The organism is Spirosoma gilvum, from assembly GCF_054776815.1.
This window is the reverse complement of record NZ_BAAHBH010000004.1, coordinates 563,931-587,635: the sequence shown is the minus strand read 5'-3', so window position 1 is coordinate 587,635 and position 23,705 is coordinate 563,931. Positions and strand designations below refer to the sequence as shown.

General features: G+C 49.1%; 18 protein-coding genes. 6 read left to right on the top strand and 12 right to left on the bottom strand.

From position 1 onward, the window contains the following. Window positions 1–175: 175 nt before the first annotated feature. Both ACYVFD_RS13810 and ACYVFD_RS13805 read right to left on the bottom strand, forming a co-directional pair. Window positions 176–2,209, bottom strand: a complete 2,034-nt coding sequence (locus ACYVFD_RS13810; protein ID WP_461090729.1) for a beta-L-arabinofuranosidase domain-containing protein — start codon at window positions 2,207–2,209, stop codon at window positions 176–178. Window positions 2,210–2,351: 142 nt separating this feature from the next. Then, entirely contained in the window at window positions 2,352–5,591 is a 3,240-nt protein-coding gene (locus tag ACYVFD_RS13805) for a TonB-dependent receptor (RefSeq protein WP_461090727.1), read from the bottom strand. A 444-nt stretch (window positions 5,592–6,035) separates the two neighbouring features. Here ACYVFD_RS13805 and ACYVFD_RS13800 point away from each other — a divergent pair, with 444 nt between their 5' ends. Beyond that, window positions 6,036–6,503 carry an RrF2 family transcriptional regulator gene (locus ACYVFD_RS13800; protein ID WP_461090725.1) on the top strand — a complete coding sequence of 156 codons (468 nt, stop codon included), beginning with the start codon at window positions 6,036–6,038 and terminating at the stop codon, window positions 6,501–6,503. Window positions 6,504–6,596: 93 nt separating this feature from the next. Here ACYVFD_RS13800 and ACYVFD_RS13795 read toward each other — a convergent pair whose 3' ends face one another. Continuing rightward, window positions 6,597–8,114, bottom strand: coding sequence for a DUF4301 family protein (locus ACYVFD_RS13795; protein WP_461090819.1), 1,518 nt, complete (start codon window positions 8,112–8,114; stop codon window positions 6,597–6,599). A gap of 166 nt (window positions 8,115–8,280) precedes the next feature. Between ACYVFD_RS13795 and ACYVFD_RS13790 the strand changes: the two genes are divergently transcribed. Next, on the top strand, window positions 8,281–8,961 hold the full coding sequence (locus ACYVFD_RS13790; RefSeq protein WP_461090724.1) for an HAD family hydrolase: 681 nt from the start codon (window positions 8,281–8,283) through the stop codon (window positions 8,959–8,961). 34 nt (window positions 8,962–8,995) lie between these two features. On the opposite strand, the gene ACYVFD_RS13785 is transcribed toward ACYVFD_RS13790, so the two are convergent. The 9 genes from ACYVFD_RS13785 to ACYVFD_RS13745 form a co-directional block, all read right to left on the bottom strand. Further along, window positions 8,996–9,796 (bottom strand): HAD family hydrolase, encoded by an 801-nt coding sequence (locus tag ACYVFD_RS13785; RefSeq protein WP_461090723.1) that lies wholly within the window; start codon window positions 9,794–9,796, stop codon window positions 8,996–8,998. A 6-nt stretch (window positions 9,797–9,802) separates the two neighbouring features. Beyond that, the gene (locus tag ACYVFD_RS13780) at window positions 9,803–10,585 is read right to left on the bottom strand and encodes an amidohydrolase (protein ID WP_461090722.1); all 783 of its coding nucleotides are present in this window, start codon (window positions 10,583–10,585) and stop codon (window positions 9,803–9,805) included. A gap of 77 nt (window positions 10,586–10,662) precedes the next feature. Further along, window positions 10,663–11,235, bottom strand: coding sequence for a peptide deformylase (def, locus tag ACYVFD_RS13775; protein WP_461090721.1), 573 nt, complete (start codon window positions 11,233–11,235; stop codon window positions 10,663–10,665). Between the two features lie 79 nt (window positions 11,236–11,314). Further along, on the bottom strand, window positions 11,315–11,728 hold the full coding sequence (ruvX, locus tag ACYVFD_RS13770; protein WP_461090720.1) for a Holliday junction resolvase RuvX: 414 nt from the start codon (window positions 11,726–11,728) through the stop codon (window positions 11,315–11,317). A 140-nt stretch (window positions 11,729–11,868) separates the two neighbouring features. Further along, window positions 11,869–12,480 carry a nucleotidyltransferase family protein gene (locus ACYVFD_RS13765; protein ID WP_461090719.1) on the bottom strand — a complete coding sequence of 204 codons (612 nt, stop codon included), beginning with the start codon at window positions 12,478–12,480 and terminating at the stop codon, window positions 11,869–11,871. Next, on the bottom strand, window positions 12,477–13,664 hold the full coding sequence (locus ACYVFD_RS13760; RefSeq protein ID WP_461090717.1) for an XdhC family protein: 1,188 nt from the start codon (window positions 13,662–13,664) through the stop codon (window positions 12,477–12,479). Before ACYVFD_RS13760 ends, ACYVFD_RS13765 begins: the two co-directional genes overlap by 4 nt. Window positions 13,665–13,750: 86 nt before the next feature. Continuing rightward, a complete protein-coding gene (locus ACYVFD_RS13755; RefSeq protein WP_461090716.1) occupies window positions 13,751–15,970 on the bottom strand; it encodes a xanthine dehydrogenase family protein molybdopterin-binding subunit in 2,220 nt (739 codons plus the stop codon). Then, window positions 15,967–16,473 (bottom strand): (2Fe-2S)-binding protein, encoded by a 507-nt coding sequence (locus ACYVFD_RS13750; protein WP_461090715.1) that lies wholly within the window; start codon window positions 16,471–16,473, stop codon window positions 15,967–15,969. The genes ACYVFD_RS13755 and ACYVFD_RS13750 overlap by 4 nt, the downstream gene beginning before the upstream one ends. Window positions 16,474–16,561: 88 nt before the next feature. Next, on the bottom strand, window positions 16,562–18,250 hold the full coding sequence (locus ACYVFD_RS13745) for a carboxylesterase family protein (protein ID WP_461090714.1): 1,689 nt from the start codon (window positions 18,248–18,250) through the stop codon (window positions 16,562–16,564). A 117-nt stretch (window positions 18,251–18,367) separates the two neighbouring features. Between ACYVFD_RS13745 and ACYVFD_RS13740 the strand changes: the two genes are divergently transcribed. The 4 genes from ACYVFD_RS13740 (at window position 18,368) to ACYVFD_RS13725 (ending at window position 23,647) form a co-directional block, all read left to right on the top strand. Then, window positions 18,368–19,132, top strand: coding sequence for an NUDIX hydrolase (locus tag ACYVFD_RS13740; RefSeq protein WP_461090712.1), 765 nt, complete (start codon window positions 18,368–18,370; stop codon window positions 19,130–19,132). Window positions 19,133–19,230: 98 nt separating this feature from the next. Next, window positions 19,231–20,391, top strand: coding sequence for a Gfo/Idh/MocA family protein (locus ACYVFD_RS13735; protein WP_461090711.1), 1,161 nt, complete (start codon window positions 19,231–19,233; stop codon window positions 20,389–20,391). A 135-nt stretch (window positions 20,392–20,526) separates the two neighbouring features. After that, window positions 20,527–22,500 carry a glucosamine-6-phosphate deaminase gene (gene nagB, locus ACYVFD_RS13730; protein WP_461090710.1) on the top strand — a complete coding sequence of 658 codons (1,974 nt, stop codon included), beginning with the start codon at window positions 20,527–20,529 and terminating at the stop codon, window positions 22,498–22,500. A 373-nt stretch (window positions 22,501–22,873) separates the two neighbouring features. Then, complete coding sequence (locus ACYVFD_RS13725; RefSeq protein ID WP_461090708.1) at window positions 22,874–23,647, top strand: hypothetical protein; 774 nt, start codon at window positions 22,874–22,876, stop codon at window positions 23,645–23,647. The last annotated feature ends 58 nt before the right edge of the window (window positions 23,648–23,705 follow it).

Here is a 23,705-nt window from a genome sequence, read left to right as displayed (position 1 = left end):
AATAGAAGGCCAATCGCCCTAATCCCCTTTCGGGGCCGATCAGGGCCTATTTTATGCTCTCAGAAGATCGTTTACCGTCCGAAAACGGACGGTTGGCCGTCCAGATCTGGACGGATTTTGAATAGCCGTTGATTAGCTTCCAACGATTGCTCCCCACTGGTATTTACTTGGGATTTTACCGTCCAACCACCGGAAATTGAGAGATTCGTAGCCGTGTGCAGCCATAGGGGACCAGGATGATTTCTTCGGCTTCAGGATTCGTTTCCAGACCATAGGTGAGGCTGTACGGAATAGGGCCCGTCATCTCATTATAGAGTTGCCAGGATGGAATGCGTCGGGCTTTTGTCCTAAGTTGGATAGGTACATTTTCCGAATTCCATGGATATGAGCCTGTCAGCCCTGTTTTCTCGACCGTATAATTGGCACCTAAATCCTTGTCGGCAACCTTTATCAGGCCATAATTCCAGGGGGTAGTTGGACGGATTTCGTCGTAGGTATCACCGTAGGCAACCGGGTCTTTTTCGTTTTTGACCGGCGTTACCGACTCGCCAATCTTTAAAGCATACGTAATAGGGCCGCGTTCTATCGATACCGAGTTTTCAAACCACGTATTTTTAACGATGTGCATCGGTAAGGTCAGCTCAACGACATCGCCTGATTTCCAGGTTCGGTTCACAATGGCAACGCCATTCGAAGCGGTGAATGGCCAGCCCTGGCCATTCACGTTGATGATCCCTTTGTTACACCATTGTGGTATACGCAGATGAAATGGGAAAGCAACCGAAGACGTACCTTTCTCCAGGTTAACGGTGAATTTTATGGTTTCTTCGAATGGATAAGCCGTTTCTTCCTGCACCGTCACTTTAACCCCATTGGCTATGTAAGCTTGTACCGTGCTGGGTGAATATATCAGCGCGGCCAATCCCTTATCGGCTGTAGCATACCAGAGATTTTGAGTGAACTTCGGCCAGCCCTGGTGCATGTTGGATGTACAGCAAGGATAGCCCGACAGCAGTCCAAAGCATAAATCGGTACCGCCATGATTAACGTCGAAGTTGCGATGATGTCGCGTCGCCATGACCTGATTGGCCTGCTGAAAATACTGCCGCTTCATAAAATCGTCGGAAGCCTGAGCGGGTAAAGCATTAAAAGCGATCTTTTCAAGCTGATCAGCATAAGCCACATCGCCAGTGATAGACAGCATACTTTCGAGCGAAAACATCATTTCAACAGCCGTACACAGTTCCGAGCCCTGGGTTGGGTTATTGCCATGAAGCGCTTCGTCGCCCCCATACAAACCATGCGCCATGCCATTGTATTTTCGAATATCGGCAACCCCTTTTTTGATCGCGTCGAGATAGGTTTGTTCCGAATGCTGCTGGTAATAAATAATGGGTTCTTTAATCCCCTGTGCCAGATTAACGCAGTGAATGCTTCCCGGTTTGGCCAGTAGATCGGTATGCAGGAAAGCGTCGGTGTAGTCGAAGGTTTGTTTGTGAAGCAGGTCGGCCAGTTCAAGCAAGAACTTGTCGCCGGTAATGTTATACAGCCAGTAAACGACCATCAGGTTATCGCCAGCCCGGTAGCGTGCCCAGAACGTCCAGTGATCGAGCGGTTTTTGCGGTAATTCCTGAAGCTGGTACCTAAAATAGTTGGTCATCAGGCGAATAACCCGACTATCGTTCGTTGCCGAATAGTATTGTTTCAAAATTTTGAGCATGACCATTTTCGGCCACCAATCGCGGCTGTTGTCGCGTTGCACACCCGGTTCGTGCGGATAGTCTTTCGATGGTCCGAAATAGCCATCGGGTTGCTGGCTGTTCAACGCCCATTCAACCCAGGGTTTCGCCTTTGCGATTAGCTCATGATCATCCAGAATATACGCCAGGGGCAAAAGTCCATCAATCCAGTAAGGCCCGCGTTCCCACTGATCACCGTCGCCACCCAGCCATCCATTCCGCTGGTTCATAACCAACGGGTAGAGTTTATCCAACTGTCCCGTCGAGCCGGTTTTCTGGCGAATCAGCATTTCCCTGAGCCAGCCCTGTGGCTTTATCGCACCCAGCGGTAATTCCAGATAGGAGTTTGGCCGAAGAGGAGTCCGATTTTGCAGGTAGTTTACTGGCGACGTGTTTGTTTTGGAAGATTGACCGATGGTAGAAAACGCAAGCGTTATCAGCAAAAGGGATAAGTTGAGTTTACGCTTCATGCGAGCTGTCTAGGATTAAGACTACATGAAGATAGAAAGGCGAATGGATGAAAAGTCTACGTGTGTATAGTTGATGAGGTCTATAAAACCAGAAACCCCCAACTTGGCACAAGTTGGGGGTTTCTGGTTTTTACGAGGAAGATTAAAAATTAAACCGGGCTCCCAGTTGCATTTGCCAGCGTGAGCTGAGTGGGTCGATGGAATAAGGAGCGGATGGTCTTGACCAGGTAAAGGTGGGGTCGCCCGTAGCTGGGTTCGTTGCCCGTGTCAGACCAATCGTTGCTGTCGAGTTGAAGGTGTTGGGCGAGAAGTAGTAATAGCCCAGCTTCTTATCCAGCAGATTCAGGAAATTAATAATATCGTAGCTGATCTGGATCGACTGACGGCCTTTCAGCTTGAACTCGTGCAGGAAGCGCAGGTCCATCGTGTTGTTCCAGGGCGTCCGGCCACCATTACGCTCGGTAAAGTTGCCTTTGCGGGTTTTCAGATACGGGGCCGATTCAACAAAGGCCATAAAATCAGTGGCTTGTGTACCCGTCGGCAGCAGCTTCTGCGCTTCGGCCAGGTCGCGTGGAATATAAGCTAAGCTGTTGGCCTGGCCCGTACCATCGACGGTTGTATTCACATAGCCCCATGAGAAAGGAGCGCCCGATTGCAGCGAGTAGAACAGCGTAACGGTGGTGGCATTGCGTGGATTCCAGATATGGCGGTAGTTGACCGTACCCACAATCCGGTGGCGAATATCGAAGTTTGAGTAAGCCAGTTGTGGATCGTTCGGGGTTAATGACTGATTCAACTGCCAATTCGATTCCATCGAGTTCCGAATGCCGTTGGTAAGGTCGAACGATTTGCCGTAGGTATAGGCTGTTGAGAAGCCAAAGCCCATTGGGAAATTCCGCTGAATCTGGCCAGTTAGGCTATACCGATACCCTTTGTTGGTATTCGTGAGCATATAGGCATTGGCGAAATTGTTGTCGATGCGTTGTGCTCCGGCGGTTCCGTTGCTGGCTACGTAAATAGGCTGTTGTTGCTGCGTGTCGTAGCTGTAGTACCGAACTACATCTTTGGTATTCACCTGCATAAACTTCAGGTCGTTGATCACTTTGGTGTACAACCCTTCAACCGTGAACTTATAACCACCGACTGTGTAATCAACGGCGATGTTGTTGCGGAACATTTGGGGCATTTTGAAGTTGTTGTCGATCAGGTCGACCTGCGTGCGGGTTACACCACCATTGGCTGGATTGTTGTTGATGAGCAGCCCACCATTCGGAACCAGCGGATCACCAATCAGTTTGGTCGTAGCCGTAGCGTTGTTATTGAAGTCATAAGCGCCATAGCCAACGCCGTTGTTGTAGAAGGCATACCCTAACCAGGCAAACGGAACCCGACCCGTAAACAAACCGGTACCACCGCGAATAACCAAACTCTTATCACCTTTCACATCGATTGTAAAGCCTAAGCGGGGCGATATCTGAACATTATTCAGATACGAGTTTGTGATCTGGTTCAGCGGAGTATAGGAGTATGTTTTGCCATAGTTAGCCGCGTCGCCCGCCGAAGCCGTTACCTGCGAACTAAGCGTAGGTTTCTTTGGCAAGCCTGAGTAGTCCAGGCGAATGCCCGGCGACAGTTTGATCCGGTCGGTAAGCTGAATGTCGTCCTGTAGATACAGGCTTAACAGATTTACGTTGAAATGAGCGTACGGATTGTTGAATTGGTTATCCAGATTGTTGGTCGCATCGCCAAATGGGTAGCTACCCCGAACCCGGTTGGGTACCTTGGCGAGAAACTCATCGACCGACCGGTACGAAATCCGGCCGTTTGGCGAGTTGACAAAGCCGTAATCGATCGTATAAAATTCGTTATGTGTACCCAGCGTGAACGTGTTTTTGCCCAGATAGAACGTGAAGTTGTCGGTCACTTCAAAGGTTTTCTGACGAAGGTTGAACACAGACGCTTCCCGGTCATTACCCAGGAAAATGGTTCCACCATTATAGCCGATTTCAACCTGTGGGAAGGTCCGAACGTTGGAAAGGGTGTTGCGGAAATCGTGCACGCTCGAATAACCGACGATCAGGCTGTTCGATGCCCGGCCACTGAATTGCGTTTTCAATTCGGCAACAGTGCTGCTTTGGTTGTTCGTCTGTTTGAAGTCAATACTGCCAAAGCGGAAGTTAGCGGCATCACGCTCCAGGTTCGTGGCCTCCGAGAAAACGGTATTGTTCCGAATCGTCAACTGGTTTTTGTCATTGATATTCCAGTCCAGTCGGTTGAAGAACTTTGTGCTGTTGGAATAGATCGAGTAGTTACCAGCCGAACCGGCGTCAAGGCCATAATTCGTTTTTACAAAATCGCTGATCTGCTGCGCTACGGCTGCATCTTTAATCAATGAGCTAGGCGTGCCAGCCTGGAACTGAACCGGGTCCTGACGACGGGTGATTTCTTCGTTTGTAAAGAAGAACAGTTTGTTCTTAATGATCGGTAAGCCAACGCGAACACCGGTCTGGTATTCGTAAAACGTGCTGGGAAGTTTTTCTTTTGCATCCGAAGCACCGTTCCAGGCACCTGTCAGCGTAGCATTCCGGCCAAAGCCGTATACAGACCCCGTTACTTCGTTGGTTCCACTCCGGGTAACCGCATTGACAGAACCACCCAGGAAGTTTCCAAGCCGAACGTCAAATGGCGCAACGGCTACCTGAATATCCTGAATAGCGTCCAGACTGACTGGATTGGTCCGGGTACTAGAGCCCGGCTGGCCTGACGATCCGGTAGAGCCGCCGAGCGAAGGACTAAAGCCAATAGCATCGTTGTTAATGGCTCCATCGATGGTTACGTTGTTGTATCGGAAGTTTGTACCGGCAAACGAGTTATTATTGTTTGCCTGGGGCGACAGCCGGGTCATGTCCGTCAGGCTTCGCGAGATAGTGGGCAAGCGACGGATGGCTTCGCTGTTGATGCTGCTGCCTGCACCCTGGCGCTCGCCTTCGCGGCTACCTTTGATGACAACTTCAGTGAGTTGTGTACTGGCATCCTGTAGCGTAACGTTCAAATTGGTGGTTTCGCCTAAGCGTAAAACCACGTCCGACAGCGTCTCAGGATTATAGCCTACGTAGGTAACCACAATCTGATAAGGTCCTCCGGCATTCATGTTATTGATCCGAAAACGGCCTTCAATATCCGTAACGGCGGCATATTTAGTGCCGGTGGGCATGTAGGTCGCCTGAACGGTAGCGCCCGGCAAAACTTCCTTCTTGGCGTCGATAATGACACCGCTAAGGCCACTGGTTGTTACCTGTGCCCAGGCAACCGAAGCAGTGGTGATGAAAACTACTATAATTAATAAGGTAGATACGATCGACTTCATTTGCGAATAGCGCATTGATTCCGGTGCAAAATTCAGGGAAATCAGCGCGTCCGGTGTTAAGCAAATGTTATGAAGCCGATTGAGATGGTTAAGAATTTGTTAAGAAAAAGATAGATTTGATAACCTATGAATTATATAGTCCTGAATGCAGTAAAAAAGCTTAATCAATAGCCAGGAGTAGCAGCAGTAGAAAAATATACTTTAACTGCTTGTTACTTCTTCTCAGGGTGTTCGTCTAATACCCGACTAAGTCGATGAACTTTTAGGCTGTTTATCGACGTTCGGCAGTAAACTTGTATTACAACTTCGTATTAAATGAAAATAGTAAAATATTTAGCATAGAAGTTAGACAAGTTTTTGGCTGGCAATTAAGGACTTAGTAATTTGGCACCTTTCATTTGCTGAAAAGGAGTTCAGTAATTGCTTAATATATCCGTTTACCCACTAACTACCGTAACAATGATTTCCAAGAAGGCTAAGTATGCCATTAAGGCCCTGAAGGTATTGACTGAAGAGTATGGAAAAGGCCCCGTACTGATTTCCTACATTTCAGCCAAAGAGAATATCCCGAAAAAATTTCTGGAAGCTATCCTGCTCGAACTTCGTAATCACGGCATTCTGCAAAGTCAGAAAGGCAAAGGGGGCGGGTATCTGCTACGGGTCGATCCGAGTCGCGTTAATCTGGCGCAGGTATTACGGGTTATCGATGGGCCCATTGCGCCCACACCCTGTGTGTCGTTTAACTTTTACGTAAAATGCGACGACTGCGATGATGAAATTACGTGTGCGCTGCGCCCAATTATGGAGCGTGTTCGGGATGCAAACCTGAGCGTATATGAAAATACGTCACTACTGACATTTCAAGCCACAGGCTTGACCGTAGCTGTTGGGGAAACTACTCCTGAACTTGCTGAAGCGGTAAAGTAAAATAAAGTTAAAAAGTTGTAGGGTTATACGGTTATAAAGTTTGACGATATGTCTGCCAACTTTACAACCGTATAACCCTACAACTTTTTAACTTTAGTCCTCGGCTGGCTGGTGTTCTTTCCGCAGTAGGTCGTTGACCGTTTTTACCGGATTGAACGTAATCAGCGGAACTTCCACAAAAATGGTGTTCCAATCGGCCATAGCGCCATTCCACAAGCCGGGTAGTTCCTGCGCCTTCAACTCTTTGCCATCCTTCGACTTTGCCGTGATAAAGCCGGTCAGTGGATCGCGGTAGGCTGGAAGGTCATATTTGCGGCCGTGACGGTCGTTCAGTCCACACACTAAATCGACTGGGTTGAAGTGAGTAGCTTCATCGAAAATGGCTTTTTGAGCGGGGTTGGCCAGGTCAATCTGGGCTGATTCAACCACTTGGAGGGATACAGAGCCGTCCTGATTTCTGGCCCAGAATGGTCCACCACCAGGTTCGCCCACATTTTTAACCATCCCGCATACCCGCACCGGCCGATCCAACTTGCGACGGAAATACGCTACTTTCTCCTCGTTCGATAACTGATTAAACTCATCGGGCGGCAGCGTAAACAACGTTCGCCGGAATAGTTCATCCGCTTCAGCCAGGTAGCCTTCGCTGACATCATCGCCTTCCAGCAAACCCTGTAAACGGGCTATCTGTTGCTGAGCGTCAAGCAGTACGGCGGCTAGTACTTTTTTATAGGTAACGGTTGGTTCCTTAATTTCATCCGGTACCACATTGTCGATATTTTTAATAAACACAATGTCGGCATGAATATCATTGAGGTTTTCGATCAGCGCACCATGACCAGCCGGGCGGAACAATAACGAACCGTCGGCATTGCGGAAAGGCGAGTTATCGGTATTAACCGAAATCGTATCGGTCGACTTTTTCTGTTCCGAAAAGCTGATGTCGAAGGTTACGCCAAGCCAGGCTTCATAATCAGCTTTCTGCTCATCGATGAGTTGCTCGAAGCGGGAACGGTGCTCGGGCGAAACGGTGAAGTGAATTTTTACCAGACCATCCGCATTGGCATAGGCCGCTCCTTCGACCAGATGCTCTTCGACAGGCGTACGAGGACCATCGATGTACTGGTGAAATTTGAGCAGTCCTTTTGGCAAGCTACCGTAGTCAAGCCCTTTGTCAGTCAGCAAATACGTCAGCACCGTTTTGCGATCGTTTTCGGCCACTGCTTTGTCCAGGTCCAGCCCATCAGCGGCCATAGCGGCTTTTAAGTCTTCGTAAAAGGCGAAATCAACGATACGTGCGAAGAATTCATCTACCGATTTGTCGGATTTTCCATCCAGTGCAGCAAACAGCGATTTGAACATTCGGGTAGCCGCTCCTGAGGCCGGTACAAATTTGACTAAGTCACGTTCATGGGCAGCTTCATCGTAACGATGGATATAGTTCGTTATTTGATCGTCGGGAACGCGAACAATACCATCGCCAATGGTTGCGGCCTTAATGACATTCAGGTATGGAAAGCCCTCTACGAAGTGCTGTATTTGCTGGTCAATCTGGTCGAGGGATACGCCCTGTACCAGAATCTGATCCTGGTCCTGCTCAGTGAACTGCATAGACATAAGATGAAAATAACGTTTGGAACGGGTGGCAAATTGCTGATTTCGGCAATAGGACGCAAATCAATTTATTGCAAAAACACATAAATAAATGCCAATTTTACACGTCTTTGGTCATTTTTTCATCACGAACCTTTGCCGGGCTCTAAACTAATACATTGCCATGAAACTAATCGCTTTTGACGCCGACGACACACTTTGGGTTAACGAACCAAACTACGTAGATGTGAAGCAGAAACTATGCGATCTGCTTTCGCACCATATTGATGAGGAGACACTTTCGAGCCGATTTTACGACACGCAGATCCGGAATATGAATCACTTTGGCTACGGGGCCAAAAGTTTTATTCTGTCGATGATCGAAACCGCTATTGAACTGACCAATGGGGCCATAACGGGTTCTGAAATCCAGCAAATTATCGATACCGGACGCCGACTGATTGACTACCCGATCGATGTGCTGGATGGTATTCCTGAAGTGTTGGATACGCTTTCCAGAAACTTCGACTTAATGCTTTTGACCAAGGGGGATTTATTTGATCAGGAGAGTAAGATTGCCCGTTCAGGTTTAGGACATTACTTCAAGCACATGGAGATTGTCAGCGAAAAGAACGAGCAGGCGTATCAGCGGGTGTTACAGAAGTACAATGTGCAACCGGCTGATTTTATCATGATCGGCAACTCGCTAAAATCCGACATTTTACCCGTCGTACACATTGGCGGCCATGCAATTCATATTCCGTATTCCATCACCTGGATTCACGAACGGGTAGAAGATGAGCAATTGATCGGTAAGTCATTTACCACGCTAGAAAGTGCCCGGGAATTATTGGCTCTGTTCTGATGCGTGAGATAGCAGGTAAATGTGCGGCTGAGGTCTATAAAAAGTAATCTTCCAGAAAACAGGCTACACCGTCTTCATCATTGGATGTGGTTCTGTGTGCAGAGGCTGCTAATACAGACGCAGTAGCATTGGCCATTGCAACACCCATGCCGCAGGAGGTCAGCATGGCGAGGTCATTATGATCATCACCGAAAGCGATGATATTTTGTAGGCTTATGCTTTCGTGTTGGGCGATGGTTTGTAGAGCGGCCCATTTGTTTACGCCCTGTGCCATGATCTGGACGATAGCGCCATTGTCTGTATGCGTGACGGCACAAGTATCGTGGACAGATTGAAGGGTAACCGTTTCGGACGAAGCCCCTAAGCCTTCATGAATAATTTTAGTGATTCCTTGATTGAAAATGGGATGTTGCTGTTCGGAGAAAGCGATTTGCCGGTGAGGGACCTCCCCAAATAAAGGGACGGGCGATCGATTGACATGAAACGTATCATCGGATTCAATGCCGATAAACAGGTCATGCTTAAGCATCGCCAATTCGTAAACAAGACTATAGGCTAAATCGGGCTGAATCGAATACTGGGCAATGCGGGTGCCACCCTTATACACTTCGGCTCCGTTATAGCAGATACAGTAGTGATACGTGAGCACATCGGCCAGAAGACGAGCGACGTCTCGGGGCGGGCGAGCGGTGGCTATCGTAATCAAATGCCCTTTGCTGATCAGCAGATTGATGGCACGAACGGTTCGGTCGGAGAGGGTTTTGTCGCGTCGGAGTAGTGTACCGTCTAGGTCAAATGCGAAGAGTTTCCCGGGCGTCACTGGCTTACTATTCATACACCACTATTGAATAACGAATGCATCCGCATCCAGATTGGCCGGAAATTTCTGGCGGAATGCTTGTAGGTCGTCTAAAGAAAGCGTTTGTTGATGGACGATTTCGGTATCTGTATGGCGGACCAGTACCTCGCCCTTGAAGTCGATGATAGCCGAGTCGCCTGAATAGGGGTGGCCATTACCATCGTTACCCACGCGATTCACTCCAGCGACATAGGCCAGATTTTCGATGGCCCGCCCTTGCAACAGCGTGTTCCAGGGCGCCCGACGAACGGCTGGCCAGTTGGCTACATACAGGAGCAGATCATATGCAAACTCATTCGACTGACCATCCGTATTGCGACTCCAAACCGGAAATCGAAGGTCGTAGCAGATAAGTGGACAGATCCGCCAGCCTTTCCATTCTTTTATAATTCGCTTAGTACCAGCCGTATAAATTTTATCCTCGCCCGCCATCCGAAACAGATGCCGTTTGTCGTAAGTATCGAACTGCCCATCAGGTTGCATCCAAACGAGCCGATTGAAGAACTTGCCGCCTTCCTTTACTACATAACTGCCAGTCACTACGGCATTGGTTTGAGCGGACATCTGCCTGAGCCAGCGGAAGGTCGTCAGGTTCATGGGTTCAGCGACCGAAGAGGCATCCATCGTAAAACCCGTGGTAAACATTTCGGGTAATACAATCAGGTCAGTAGGTTCAGGCAGATTAAAAATACGCTCCTCCAGCATGGCCCGGTTTGCCACGGGGTCCTGCCAGTACAGGTTGGTTTGGAGGAGGGTGATGTGCATGGGACATGGGACATGGAGCGTGGGGCATGGGCTGCGAGTTAATATGCTCTTTGCCCCGTACCCTAAGCCCTATGCCATTACTTTGGGAATTTCATTTTGTACTCGGCGTCGGTTTTGCCTTTTGAGATGTCGGCCAGTTTTTTCTTGATGAGTGTCCGGCGAATAGGAGGTAAGTAGTCGGTGAAGAGTTTACCTTCCAGGTGGTCGTATTCATGCTGGATGATTCGAGCCGCCATACCTTCATATTCTTCTTCGTGTTCGTTCCAGTCGGTATCGAAATAATGAATTACGACTATTTCAGGCCGAAACACTTCGCCCCGGATACCCGGAATGCTCAGGCAGCCTTCCTCAAAACCCCAATCATCGCCTGCTTCTTCAATGATCTCTGGGTTGATAAATACTTTTTTGAAGTCAATCAGGCTTTGATCAATGTCCTCTTCAGGCTCGCCTTCATTCATTGGGGAGCCATCAACGACAAACATCCGAATACTTTGCCCAATCTGGGGAGCGGCTAAACCTACGCCCGAGGCCGCGTACATGGTTTCGAACATATTTTCGCTCAACGCTTTCACGTCAAGGCTACCGGGCTCAATGTCTTTAGCTCGTTTCCGTAAAACCGGGTCGCCGTAGGCAATAATTGGGAGTATCATAAGTTTAATGAATAATGAAGAATGAATAATGTAAAATGGCTAGGAGAAAGAGTATCCATTGTTCATTATCCATTATTCATTACTTTCTGCTTTCCATATAAGACTGTAGGATGATGGCGGCACTGACTTTGTCGATGTTTCCTTTTTCGCGTCGGTCTTTTTTGGTACTTCCGCCTGCAATCATCGCTTGTAGGGCCATTACCGATGTGAATCGTTCATCATGCCAATGAATCGGAATATCGGGGTGGGCATTCTGTAGATGCGTGACAAACTTCCGAACCCGCGCCGTATTATCGGTATCCGCGCCATCTAATCCTTTTGGCAATCCTACGATAAAAGCTTCGACAGGCTCGCGTAGTATATAAGCTTTCAAAAACTTTAATATTTCGTGAGAGGGTACCGTTTCCAACGCCGTCGCGATTAATTGCAAGGGGTCTGTGACGGCAATACCCGTTCGTTTCGCACCGTAATCGATCGCTAATAGTCTTGCCATTTCGGTAACAAAGGTACGAAGGCTAATCGCAGGGTGCAAGGAGCACGGGGCAGGGATGGCCCGGAAAGCAGGGAGCGAGGAGCAAGGAGCAAGGAGCGGGGAAGAGCAGGGAGCATAGAAAGCGTATAGCGCTATCCCTGCTATTCCCCGCCATCCCTGCTCCTCGCTCCCTGCCATTTCTCCACATCCGCCCAGGTATCAAGGTCGATGGTTCCTAGATCGAAAGGGACTGCTGCACAATCATCCGCGTATTGTTGTATGAGTTTACGCGCTCCCACATCGCCGGAGAGGTTCATGAACGCTGATTGATAACGGATTGAGAACAAAGCGGGCACGCCTAAATGACCGGAGTCACCATATCGACAGGCAACGATACCCTTACCGGTTTGTTGCTGGGTGGTGATAAGTTGTTGAAGAAGGGCAGTCGTCACAAACGGCTGATCGGTCAAAAGAACGAGGAAGTACTCAATAGAGTCGCCTGCAAGGTTGTTCAGCCCCGCACGTAAGGATGAAGATAAGCCTTCCTGCCAGTCAGGATTCCTTACAATCTGTATGGGCAACTGTTCAATTTCTGGCTGAATAAGCGACTGGTTGGCCCCCAGAACCACAATGACTGGCCCTGACTGGAGCGATAAGGCGGTTTGAACGATGCGCTGAATCAGAGACGTGCCATCTTGTGTCAGCAACTGTTTCGGCTGGCCGCCCAAGCGGTTAGAGGCTCCGGCGGCTAAAATAATTGTCGCCAGACTCATGCGTCCAGACCGACGGTGCCAGCACCGATGTCTTCTAAATCGATAGACGTGCCCATGCGGCCATAACCGGCTGCATTTCCCGAAACCCGTTCGTGAATAGGGCCTGTCTTGTCTTTCAAAAAGCTACCTGTTCGTTTGGTGAAGAACGCTTTAACTTCGGCAATAATGGATAGCGCAATTTCGTCGGGGGTTTCGGCGCCTAGATCCAGGCCAATTGGCGAATGAACACGAGTCAACTGATTCTCTGTGTAAAATAGCCTGTCCTTCGCAAATTCATCCTGCATTTTGTCGAACCGTTTGCGAGGGCCCAGCATACCGATGTAGGGAACATCGGTTTTAAGAAGTTCCTGCAAAACGGCTCGGTCGTAATTGAAATTATGCGACATCAGCACAGCCGCCGTACGGTCGGTGATCGTCAACTGATCGAGCACAACTTGCCGATCGGCGTACAGGACACAAGTTGCTGCCGGGAATCGTTTGGGCGATAAGTGCGCGATACAGTCGTCCGTAACAGTTACCTGCCATCCTATTTCACGGGCAAGTTTAGCTACAGGAATGACATCGTACCCAGCGCCGAAAATAATCAGCTCAATACCTGGATCGATGCGTTCGATAAACACTTCGACAGTTTCAAGCCCAACGGTGTAGCCTTTCGTTAAGGGTTTGCCCAGGTCGAAAACTTCTTCCATATCGGGCTTGAGCCAGGCAGGTACAGAATCGTCGTCCAATCCTGTCAGAACAAATCGATTGCCAGGGAGTAAGACGGTACCATCGCTTTTCAGAATCGTGGCCAGCGCCCGAACATCGCGTTTTTGCGCAAACTCTTTTAGAAATACGATTGGGTTTTGAGGGTGCGTAGGCTGTATAGGTTCGATCAGCACATCAATGATGCCGTTGCAACCCAGTCCTACACCGAAACTATTCGCTCCGTCGTCCATAGTATCGTAGGTAACTACAATAGGCTGGCCATCGAGCATGACCTGACGGGCTTTTCGTAAGGCGTCGCCTTCCAGACAGCCACCGCTGATAGCACCTTCCCAACGGCCATCGTCCGTAATGAGCATACGCGCTCCCGGACGCCGGTACGATGACCCTTCGACCCAAACGACTGTGGCTAAAGCGGCTTTTCGTTGCGAAAAATCAATCTGCTCAAAAACATCAACGATGCGGGTTATTTCTTTCATGGTTGCAGACTGTAGGTTTCAAGTTTAACGTTTCAGGTTAGACTGCCAGTAGCTTTATAACCTGAAACGCTAAACCTGAAACATAGTTATACTTTCTCTAGATCAAAGGGTAATTTCCGAATTCGCTTGCCGGTGGCGGCAAAAACAGCGTTTGCTAATGCAGGTGCTAAGGGTGGTAAACCGGGTTCACCGACGCCTTTGATAGTTGGTCCACCTTCAGCCAGAATATGGACTTCGACTTCGGGCATTTCGTGAATGCGTAACATCCGATAGGCATCGAAATTGGTTTGCTGAGTCCGACCGTTGGCGAAGGTAATGCCGTCTTTGGTCGCGGCTGTCAGGGCCATGGCAACAGCTCCTTCCACCTGTGCTTTTACGGTATCGGGGTTGACAACCGTACCGAGGTCAATCACACAATAGACTTTGTCAACAGTGATACCGCCCGATTTGCTTTTCGACACTTCGACAACCTGACCCGCCAGACCAGCGAAAAATTCCCACTGAGCCACACCTCGACCTTTCCCGGCAGGCAGTGGTTTATCCCAGCCCGAAACTTCTTTCAGTTTGGTCATCATTCGTTTGGCGTCGGTGTCTTTAGTAAGTAGACCTAGTCGGAACGCCATTGGGTCCTGCCCAGCTTTGTGGGCCATCTCGTCCAGGAAGCACTCGTGCGCAAAGGCTACGGTTGAGCTAGTTACCGACCGCCAGTAGGTGAGAGGGATATGAATATCCGAATGAACATAACGGGTGTTTAGGTTCGGAATCTCGTATTTCTGTTCACCCGTCCCTTCGAGCATGGTGCCGTCGGGTTTGGTTTTGTCGTATTTCTCACTCATCGTGGCGTCGATGGAGGGCGAAATAACTTTGTGCTGGAATGCAACGGCTTTTCCATCAGCTGATAAGGCTCCCCGCATGGCTGAAAAGGTGAGCGGCCGGAAAGGGCCTAAGCTTGTATCATCTTCACGAGTCCAGACAACCTTTACGGGTTTGCCAACCGTTTTCGATAATAAAGCGGCTTCCGTTGCATAATCCTGCGTAAGCCGTCGACCAAAACCGCCACCGTTGAACAACACATGTACGGTGACATTATCGGGCGATACCTTCAAAACCTTTGCTACTTCGTCTTTGACCAGATCGCCCCCTTGCGTCGACACCCAAAGCTCTATCTTATCACCCGGTTGGTAATGGGCCAAAGCGTTCATGGGTTCCATCGGTGAGTGGCTCACCATGGGAGTTTCGTAAAAAGCTTCCAGTTTGGTAGGTGATTCGGCAAAGGTCTTGTCGAAATCGCCTGCGTTGTGGCCAACTATCCCATCGGCTTTGGCCAGATCACGAAGGCTTTTTTCGTATTCTAGGGAGTTAAACGTATCGTGATGCTGATGATCCCACTGCACTTTTAAGGCTTTACGACCCTGTAAGGCTGCCCAGTAGTTGTCGGCCAGGACGGCAATGCCTTCATAACGGTTTTTGCCCATGACCCGCTCCACTTTCACGGCCTTCTGAACACCTTTGACTTTCAGCGCCTGCGATGCGTCGAAACTAACGAGTTTGCTGCCCAGCACCGGGCACCGTTCAATAGATGCATAGAGCATACCTGCCACTTTAGCGTCCATACCGAACTTCGCCTGCCCATTCACTTTCGGTGGTACATCGGGCCGGGGAATCGACTTGCCCAGCATCGTGAACTGTTTGGGATCTTTCAGCTTCGGCTCTTTCGGTACAGGAAGTTTTGCGGCTGGTTCAGCCAGTTGTCCGTAGGTTAGCTTTTTGCTGGACGGTTTGTGAATAACGGTCGCATTGTCGGCGTAGCATTCCTCTACGGGCACACTCCATTGATCGCTGGCAGCTTTGATGAGCATCTCGCGGGCCGACGCGCCCACTTTCCGCATCTGGGTATAACCTCCCCGAATGGAGCCGCTGCCGCCCACTGCCTGCGACCACATGCCGCCATACTTTTTCTCGCCACCCGTTTGCCGGATTACAACTTTGTCCAGTGGAACTTCCAGTTCTTCGGCAATCAGGGCCGGAACCGACTGGAATGTGCCCTGCCCAATTTCTGGCCGAGGATTCATCAGAGTAATTTGCCCCGATTTATCGATCAATATATAAGGAGTAAGTTCGGCTGTTTCGGGTACTGCCAATTCAGGCTGGGCCAGTCCAGGCTGGGCACTCAGGTTGTGTACCGGACTTGCCAGCAAATCGGTGCCCGATAACCCCAGTGCGAATGTGGCTCCCGTTAGTCCCGCAGCTTTCAGAAAAGCCCGACGGGATGAGTTCGATTCGGATTGTTTCTGGTTTTGGCTCATCGTTCACCAATTTTAGGGGCTGACTTAGGCAATTTGGGCGCAGCCGTCATTTCGGCAGATGCCGTATGGATGGCCTGGCGAATGCGGTTGTAGGTGCCGCAGCGGCAAATATTTCCCTGCATAGCTGCGTCAATATCAGCGTCGGTGGGCTTCGGGTTTTGTTTCAGCAAGGAAAGGGCCGACATGATCTGACCCGACTGGCAATAGCCACACTGCGGGACCTGATGCTCGATCCAGGCTTTTTGAATCGGATGGTCGCCGTTTTTCGAAATGCCTTCGATAGTTGTGATTTTATGTCCCGCAGCCGCCGATGCCGGAAAACTGCAGGAACGGATTGGGTTACCATCCAGGTGGACCGTACAGGCTCCGCATTGGGCAATACCACAGCCAAATTTGGTACCCGTTAGCCCAACAACGTCCCGAATAGCCCACAGTAAGGGCATCTGAGGATCAATGTCCAGCGTATGCACCTGATTGTTAATCGTTAGCTTAACCGCAGCCATAACGAATAAGGATAGGGATTAAAAAAATGTATGTTTACCTAGCAACAGGAAAGATACGAAGTTTTGAGCGAAAATGCATTTCGCCCGCTTATCGGGTTGTTGTAGTCGTTCCTGTACTCGATATCGTTACAACGCCTGTGGCCGTTAGTGCTTTTGCCTCGTTGTTAGGCACATGCCACGATTCATCAAAGTGCCCGCTGACGATTGGCGTACGACTGGACTCTTTGTACAGCACAAAATCGTTAAAGCTCGACATTGCATCCATTACACGACCCGTAAAATAATTGGCACCTGTAGAGCCAGTCCACCAGGGCAAACCTGAATTGACAGCTACATAATGATTGTTCATCGGGAAAATGTAGAACAGACCGTGATCGGTGGTCGAAGCCGAGAGCTGCATGGGCAGCTTATCGGTAAAGCGGTTGATGATGGAGTTGGTCTCTTTGGTGCCAAAAAGGATCAGATTCGAGCTTTCGATATCGCTCGTTCGGACGTCCTTATCGGCTACTACGTGGGGGAAAACCATAATCCGACCCAGAAACTCACCCCGGTAGTTTGCCCAGTTGGCCGCCATCGTAGCCATTTCCTGACGAGCTTTCAACTCAGCTTCCGACGGATTGCCACCCGTGCCATATACGTATAGATGCCGACTGGCAAATGCTTCGCTCAGTGGGCCTTCGGCCCCTATGCGTTTGGCTGTAGGCTCAAAGGTCGCAGCTTCCCAGCCGTTGCTGCGTTTCACCAGGGTAATGGCATCGCTGGATTGCGCGTTTATTGTTTTGCCGTCAATAATAATGTCGACAGGTTTTTTGGCTTTGAAGTTTGGGTGGCCCGCTAGTTTTAAGGTCAAAGCACTCAGATTAGCTGTTGTTATGTCAATGTGATTCTGCCCCGAAAATTTAGCGTCGACATTAGCCAGCACACCGGGCGTCAACTGATCGATGGTTACCCAATAGGCCGATGGATATTTGTATTGTTTAGTCGCGAAGCGCACACGTTCGGGAAAGCGGTTCCGTTTGAACTGGTCGAACCAACCGAAAATAAATTCATTTTCATAGGCCTGCACCCAACTGTCATGTTTTACACCCGGATATTCCTTATAGGTAACATTGACGCCCAAATCCTGAAAACGTTTTACCCATTGCCGCGTTCCCTCGGGTTTTACGGCAGGATCGGCATCGCCCTGGAAAAGATGTACAGGGAAATTCGTCGCATTCATGGCCAGATCTTCAGTACCTCGGGGAGGTGCAGGACAAACGGGCGCAATGGCGGCCCAGATGTCGGGACGGCTCAGACCGATCCAGAGGGTGCCGCCACCACCCATCGACAACCCGGTTAGATAGGTTCGGTCTTCATCAATGTTGAAGCGTTTTTTGACGTCGGCCAGAATATCGTACACATCTTTTTCAGGAATACCCTGGTAGCCAGCCGTGCCACGAGCAAACGGTGAGGCCACAATATAATTAACATCGGTCCATTCGGGGAAGTAGCGGGTAGCCTCAATATCGGTTTCACCATTGGCGTTGCTTTTGCCGAATACCCGTCGAAGCGATAACCGGTGATTTGACCCGGCACCATGCAGCATGATCACCAGCGGATATTTTTTCTTTGGGTTATAATTCTTGGGAACATATAAACCATAAGGCTGTTCTGTGTCATCGACATCCGAGAAGAAAGTCATGACTTGTGGTCCGGGTGCCAGCTTTTGTGCTACAACTGGCCGACTAAGCAGTGCCGTAACCAGGAATCCGGCTGAGAGTAAATAGGTAAAACGCATAAAAGTTGAGTTTAAGCGGTTGATAGAGTCTATTCGTTAAAACGCGAAGAGTGCCTGATCAAAAAGCTCTTCAAAATCAATGTTGTTAAAATGGCGGAAAGCGTTTTAACTTTCCCCATGACTTTTGCTGAACAACTAACTACCTACTTCCAGACCGTTGCCGAAGAATGTGTTCTTGGCCTGTCGCTCGACTGCGTCATCTTTGGGTTTCATGATACACGGCTGAAAGTATTATTGCTACAATGGAAAGACACGAACGAGTGGTGTCTACCGGGTGGCTTTATTTATAAGGACGAATCGGTCGATACGGCTGCCGGGCGAGTACTTCGCGAACGTACTGGATTAGGCCAAATCTATCTCCAACAATTTCACTTATTTGGGGAAGCCGTTCGCTACGACTGGCAGGATACCTGGCAACGGCAAAAAATGCCCTTTTCGTTTGGAAGTCGATGGCCAACCCGAACCATATCGGCAGGGTATTATGCGTTGGTCGATTATACAAAAGTGACGCCGTCTACCGATTTTATGTCGGACGAATGTAGCTGGTGGGATGTGAGCGAACTGCCTTCTTTGCTATACGACCATCGGGATATTGTCGACGTAGCGCTCAAAACGATCCGGCTTCAACTAAACTGGCAACCTATTGGAATGAATCTGATGCCCGAAAAATTTACGATTCCTGAACTACAGCGTTTGTACGAAGCCGTACTTGGCCGACCGCTGGATGCGCGTAATTTTCACAAAAAAATAACCGGGCTAAACATTCTAAAGCGCCTGGACGAACGGCGCACGGGCGGTGCACATAAATCACCTTATCTCTACCAGTTCGATGAGGAGAATTATCAGAAAGCGCTCGTCAACGGGAGTCTGATTTTTATTTGAGCAGGTCTTCTCCAGGTGATTTATAGATAATTGTCGTCTGATCGAGCCAACATTAACGCTTCGTGAGCAGTTGTTTTCAGGAATACAACATTGATTCTATGGAAACAAATGCACGTTCTGCGCAGGAATTAGGGCTTGGTGTGATCGGGATGGGAGGATTCGGATTGTTTGCTGTTCAGCAGTTTTTACAGGTTGGCTTTCCCGACGGACTTCATGCAAAACTGGTTGCCATTGCGGGTTCGAAGCGGGAAGAAGCGGCCACCGTTGCCAAACGATTCGGGGCTGAGCAGCTCGGCGGCCTGGCCGAACTGGTCAATCACCCTGATGTCGACATTGTTTACATTGCAACTCCGCCCTTTCTCCATTATGAACAGGCAATGATGGCGCTCAATGCTGGAAAGCACGTCATCTGCGAGAAGCCGCTGGCCATGAATCCCGAACAGGGACAGGAGATGATTGAGACGGCCCGGCAAAAAGGACTGCTGATGGTCACCAACCTCATGCAGCGTTATAATCCGATGTTTGCCCGGATCAAACACCTGATCGATAAGAAACTGCTGGGAGAGTTCTTGCACGGGTACTTCGAAAACTATGCGGGTGACGAAGGACTCTCGCCCGAACACTGGTTCTGGGACCGGACCAAAAGTGGCGGTATTTTCATCGAACACGGCGTACATTTCTTCGACATGTTTGCCGGGTGGCTCGGTGAGGGTACAGTCAAGGCAGCTCAGGTATTGAAGCGGCCAGATAGTAATGATATTGAGGATCAGGTACAGGCAACCGTTGAATATGGCGACGACGAAAGCGGTCAGAAGCTAGTCAACTTTTATCATGGATTTACCCAAACTGGCCGGATGGATCGCCAGGAAATGCGGCTTCTCTTCGAACGCGGGGACATTACGTTGTTCGAATGGGTACCCACGCGTATGATTATGCGGTGTGCCGTCGATGAAGAAACGACTCGGTCATTAATGGATTTGTTTCCAGGGGCTCAATTAAACGTGACGGCCAATATTGGTGGGAAAGACAGACCTTTACGCGGTCGCCACAAAACCTTCGATGCCTATCAGCAGATTGAACTTCGCTTCGGCTTTGGCGACGAAAAACAGCATATCTATAGTGAGTTGCTTCGGCTCATGTTTCGCGATCAGCTTCAGGCTATCCACTATCCCGAAACTCACCGAATTATTCGGGAAGAAAATGGACTGGAATCGCTTAAAACAGCAATGATTGCCGATCAATTGGCTCGTAAAGACTGATAACCTTCTAATGGCTAGGTAATTTTAATTATTAAAAAATTTAAAAAACTTAATCTAGCCTCTTTCTTTTCGTGCGAACTGGCTAATTTTTTGCGACATTTGCGGTTGCTAAACCATCTTTTCTCCGCATAACGCATGATCACGGAGTCAACTATTGTCGACAGCCCAGACGGCCTGTTGCCGGGCGCATCACCCGCAGGTGGCCCTATTCAATCGGCCATCACGTATGAAAAAATTCCCACCCATATCTATGCCGATGCCAAAGCTGCATCGCGGGCTGTGGCACAGGAAATTGCTGATTTGATCCGCCAGAAACAAAGTGAAGGAAAACCCTGCATATTGGGTCTGGCAACTGGCTCATCGCCTAAAACGGTTTATGCCGAACTGATTCGGATGCACCGGGAAGAAGGACTGAGTTTCCGGAATGTGGTGTCATTCAACCTGGATGAATACTACCCGATGGAGCCCGATTCGATCCAGAGCTATTGGCGCTTTATGCGGGAGCAGTTGTTCGACCACGTTGATATACCCCAGGGCAATTACCATGTTCCCGACGGAACGCTTCGGACCGATAAAGTAGCTGAATTTTCGAAACAGTACGAAGCGGCTATTGAAGCGGCTGGCGGCCTGGATTTTCAGTTGCTGGGTATTGGTGGTAATGGACACATCGGTTTCAATGAACCTGGTTCGCTGGTCAATTCGCACACTCGACTGATGATGCTCGATAACTCGACGCGGGCAGCCGCGTCGGTCGATTTCGGTGGTCTGGCTAAAACCCCTCGCAAAGCCATTACCATGGGTGTGGCAAGTATTCTGGGGGCTCGTCGGGTTGTATTGCTAGCCTGGGGTGAGCGAAAAGCGCCTGTTATTCGGGGAGCTGTTGAAGGATTGGTTACCGAATTAAATCCAGCTTCGTATCTACAAACGCACCCGAATGCGCTGTTTGTGATCGATGAAGCGGCTGCTTCGGAGTTGACCCGCATGAAAACGCCCTGGTTGGTGGATTCGGTTGTCTGGGACAACAAAATGAAGAAAAAGGCCGTCACCCACCTGTCTTTGACCTTAGGTAAGCCTGTTCTGAAACTGACCGACCGCGATTACAACGACAACGGGATGAGCGACCTGCTGGCCCAGTACGGTCAGGCTTACGACATTAACATCGACGTTTTCAACCAGCTCCAGCATACCATAACGGGTTGGCCGGGTGGCAAACCGAATGCCGATGACACCAACCGGCCTGAGCGTGCTTTACCAGCTCATAAGCGTTGCCTGATTTTCAGCCCGCACCCCGACGATGACATCATTTCGATGGGAGGCACCTTCCAGCGCCTGCGCGATCAGGGACATGAGGTACACGTAGGTTATCAAACCTCGGGCAACATTGCCGTGGCGGATGACGAAGCGCTTCGCTTTGCCGACTATGTCGTTGACTTCAACGCTAAGTTTGGCATTGATAGTCCCGAGGCTACCCGGATTTTCCATGATGCCGCAGCCTCATTACGTGAAAAGAAAGACAGTGAAGTTGATACGCCCGAAGTACGTTATGTGAAAGGCCTGATTCGGATGGGTGAAGCAAAATCGACCTGCCGGTTTGTGGGTATTCCGGTCGAGAATGCGCACTTTATGAATATGCCTTTCTACGAAACCGGAACCGTAGCCAAAAAACCGATCAGTGAGGAAGATGTTAAGATTACGATGGCGTTGATTGAAAAAATCAAACCGCATCAAATCTATGCAGCTGGCGATCTGGCCGATCCGCACGGTACGCACAAAGTATGTCTGGATGCTGTAATGGAAGCAGTACGTCGGCTAAAACATAAGAATTTCATGAAAGACTGCTGGGTGTGGCTCTACCGCGGAGCATGGGCCGAGTGGGATATTCACGAAATCGAAATGGCCGTACCGATGTCGCCCGATCAGGTGATGAAAAAGCGGTTGGGTATTTTCAAACACCAATCGCAAAAAGATGGCGTGGTGTACCAGGGTACCGATTCGCGCGAATTCTGGCAACGGGCTGAAGAGCGTAACAGTGCCACGGCTGGTTTATACAACCGACTCGGCCTCGCCGAATACGAAGCCATGGAAGCCTTTGTCCGCTGGCGTTTCTAGAAAGATAAAGTAATCAAAAAAGCCCCTCCCTGTAAAAGGAGGGGCTTTTTTGATATATACGTGTTGCTTGAACGGGCTTTATTCTTGAGCCTGTTTTAACTTTCTATAATTGATCACTAATTGGTGTGCTTTGTCATCCTGAGGAACGAGGGATCTTCGGTTAATCTATCAGATCACCCGAAGATCCCTCGTTCCTCAGGATGACAAAAAAGCCATTGAAATAAAAGTTTCAACAGGCTCTTTATAAAAATACCTGTTGAATGAAAATATGCTAAAAATTTAAATTATGAAATAACTAGTTATTGTAATATAGATTTTGAATATAATTGCAAAATATATTATAGTTGTATTATATCGGGTAATTGATAGAACGATGACCAGACCTAACAGACAGAAAGCACTCCGATTATTTGCCTTACATGAATTTATAGTAGATCATTTTACGAAAGCTGACTGGATCAAAGTGGCTTACCTGACCGATAGCTTGGAGTTGATTGAAGATCACCCACGTCTGTTACGTAGCCTGGATTTCAAAGACGATGATTATGAAGGCAATAGCTTACAGGTGCTCTCCAAATTGATGAGTGAGAGCGTCAGTAATTTATATGAAATAGAGCGATTTGTCGAAACCAAAAAGGCCTTACTTGGGCGGAGTGCCCGGATAGCCCCTGATTTTATCTCGACGATTCAGGCCATTGCGCCTGAGCGAGTCATAACATTTGCACCCGATGTGTTCAGAATCCCGGATAAACCCGTCGATAGCAATTCACTGGCGGTCATGATGCCGTTCGAAGGTCGATTTTCGGGAACGTACGCAGCTATTCGTAACGTGTGCGCCAAACTGAGGATCGATTGCCAGCGGGCCGACGATATCTGGAATAATAGCATTCTGATTCAGGACGTGTTTGACCTTATTTTCACCGCTCAGGTGGTTATCACCGATTTTACGGATCGAAACCCGAATGTGTTTTATGAGACCGGCGTTGCGCATACACTGGGCAAACTGGTTATTCCTATCACGCAGTCGGTAGGGGATATTCCATTTGATTTACGGCATCACCGAGCACTGACTTACTTGCCTAATTCGGAAGGACTATTGAAACTGGAAAAGGATCTGGAGAAAAAACTGGCCAAAGTGTTTGGTTGATTCAAAGCGACTAGCTAAAATTTGCCTACGAGTCGTACGCCCGAAAAATTAAAGCCAC

Bases quoted from the DNA above. Each gene is read 5' to 3' on its own strand.
- ACYVFD_RS13810 (WP_461090729.1), bottom strand. From the start codon at position 2,209: ATGAAGCGTAAACTCAACTTATCCCTTTTGCTGATAACGCTTGCGTTT.
- ACYVFD_RS13805 (WP_461090727.1), bottom strand. From the start codon at position 5,591: ATGCGCTATTCGCAAATGAAGTCGATCGTATCTACCTTATTAATTATA.
- ACYVFD_RS13800 (WP_461090725.1), top strand. From the start codon at position 6,036: ATGATTTCCAAGAAGGCTAAGTATGCCATTAAGGCCCTGAAGGTATTG.
- ACYVFD_RS13795 (WP_461090819.1), bottom strand. From the start codon at position 8,114: ATGCAGTTCACTGAGCAGGACCAGGATCAGATTCTGGTACAGGGCGTA.
- ACYVFD_RS13790 (WP_461090724.1), top strand. From the start codon at position 8,281: ATGAAACTAATCGCTTTTGACGCCGACGACACACTTTGGGTTAACGAA.
- ACYVFD_RS13785 (WP_461090723.1), bottom strand. From the start codon at position 9,796: ATGAATAGTAAGCCAGTGACGCCCGGGAAACTCTTCGCATTTGACCTA.
- ACYVFD_RS13780 (WP_461090722.1), bottom strand. From the start codon at position 10,585: ATGCACATCACCCTCCTCCAAACCAACCTGTACTGGCAGGACCCCGTG.
- def (WP_461090721.1), bottom strand. From the start codon at position 11,235: ATGATACTCCCAATTATTGCCTACGGCGACCCGGTTTTACGGAAACGA.
- ruvX (WP_461090720.1), bottom strand. From the start codon at position 11,728: ATGGCAAGACTATTAGCGATCGATTACGGTGCGAAACGAACGGGTATT.
- ACYVFD_RS13765 (WP_461090719.1), bottom strand. From the start codon at position 12,480: ATGAGTCTGGCGACAATTATTTTAGCCGCCGGAGCCTCTAACCGCTTG.
- ACYVFD_RS13760 (WP_461090717.1), bottom strand. From the start codon at position 13,664: ATGAAAGAAATAACCCGCATCGTTGATGTTTTTGAGCAGATTGATTTT.
- ACYVFD_RS13755 (WP_461090716.1), bottom strand. From the start codon at position 15,970: ATGAGCCAAAACCAGAAACAATCCGAATCGAACTCATCCCGTCGGGCT.
- ACYVFD_RS13750 (WP_461090715.1), bottom strand. From the start codon at position 16,473: ATGGCTGCGGTTAAGCTAACGATTAACAATCAGGTGCATACGCTGGAC.
- ACYVFD_RS13745 (WP_461090714.1), bottom strand. From the start codon at position 18,250: ATGCGTTTTACCTATTTACTCTCAGCCGGATTCCTGGTTACGGCACTG.
- ACYVFD_RS13740 (WP_461090712.1), top strand. From the start codon at position 18,368: ATGACTTTTGCTGAACAACTAACTACCTACTTCCAGACCGTTGCCGAA.
- ACYVFD_RS13735 (WP_461090711.1), top strand. From the start codon at position 19,231: ATGGAAACAAATGCACGTTCTGCGCAGGAATTAGGGCTTGGTGTGATC.
- nagB (WP_461090710.1), top strand. From the start codon at position 20,527: ATGATCACGGAGTCAACTATTGTCGACAGCCCAGACGGCCTGTTGCCG.
- ACYVFD_RS13725 (WP_461090708.1), top strand. From the start codon at position 22,874: ATGACCAGACCTAACAGACAGAAAGCACTCCGATTATTTGCCTTACAT.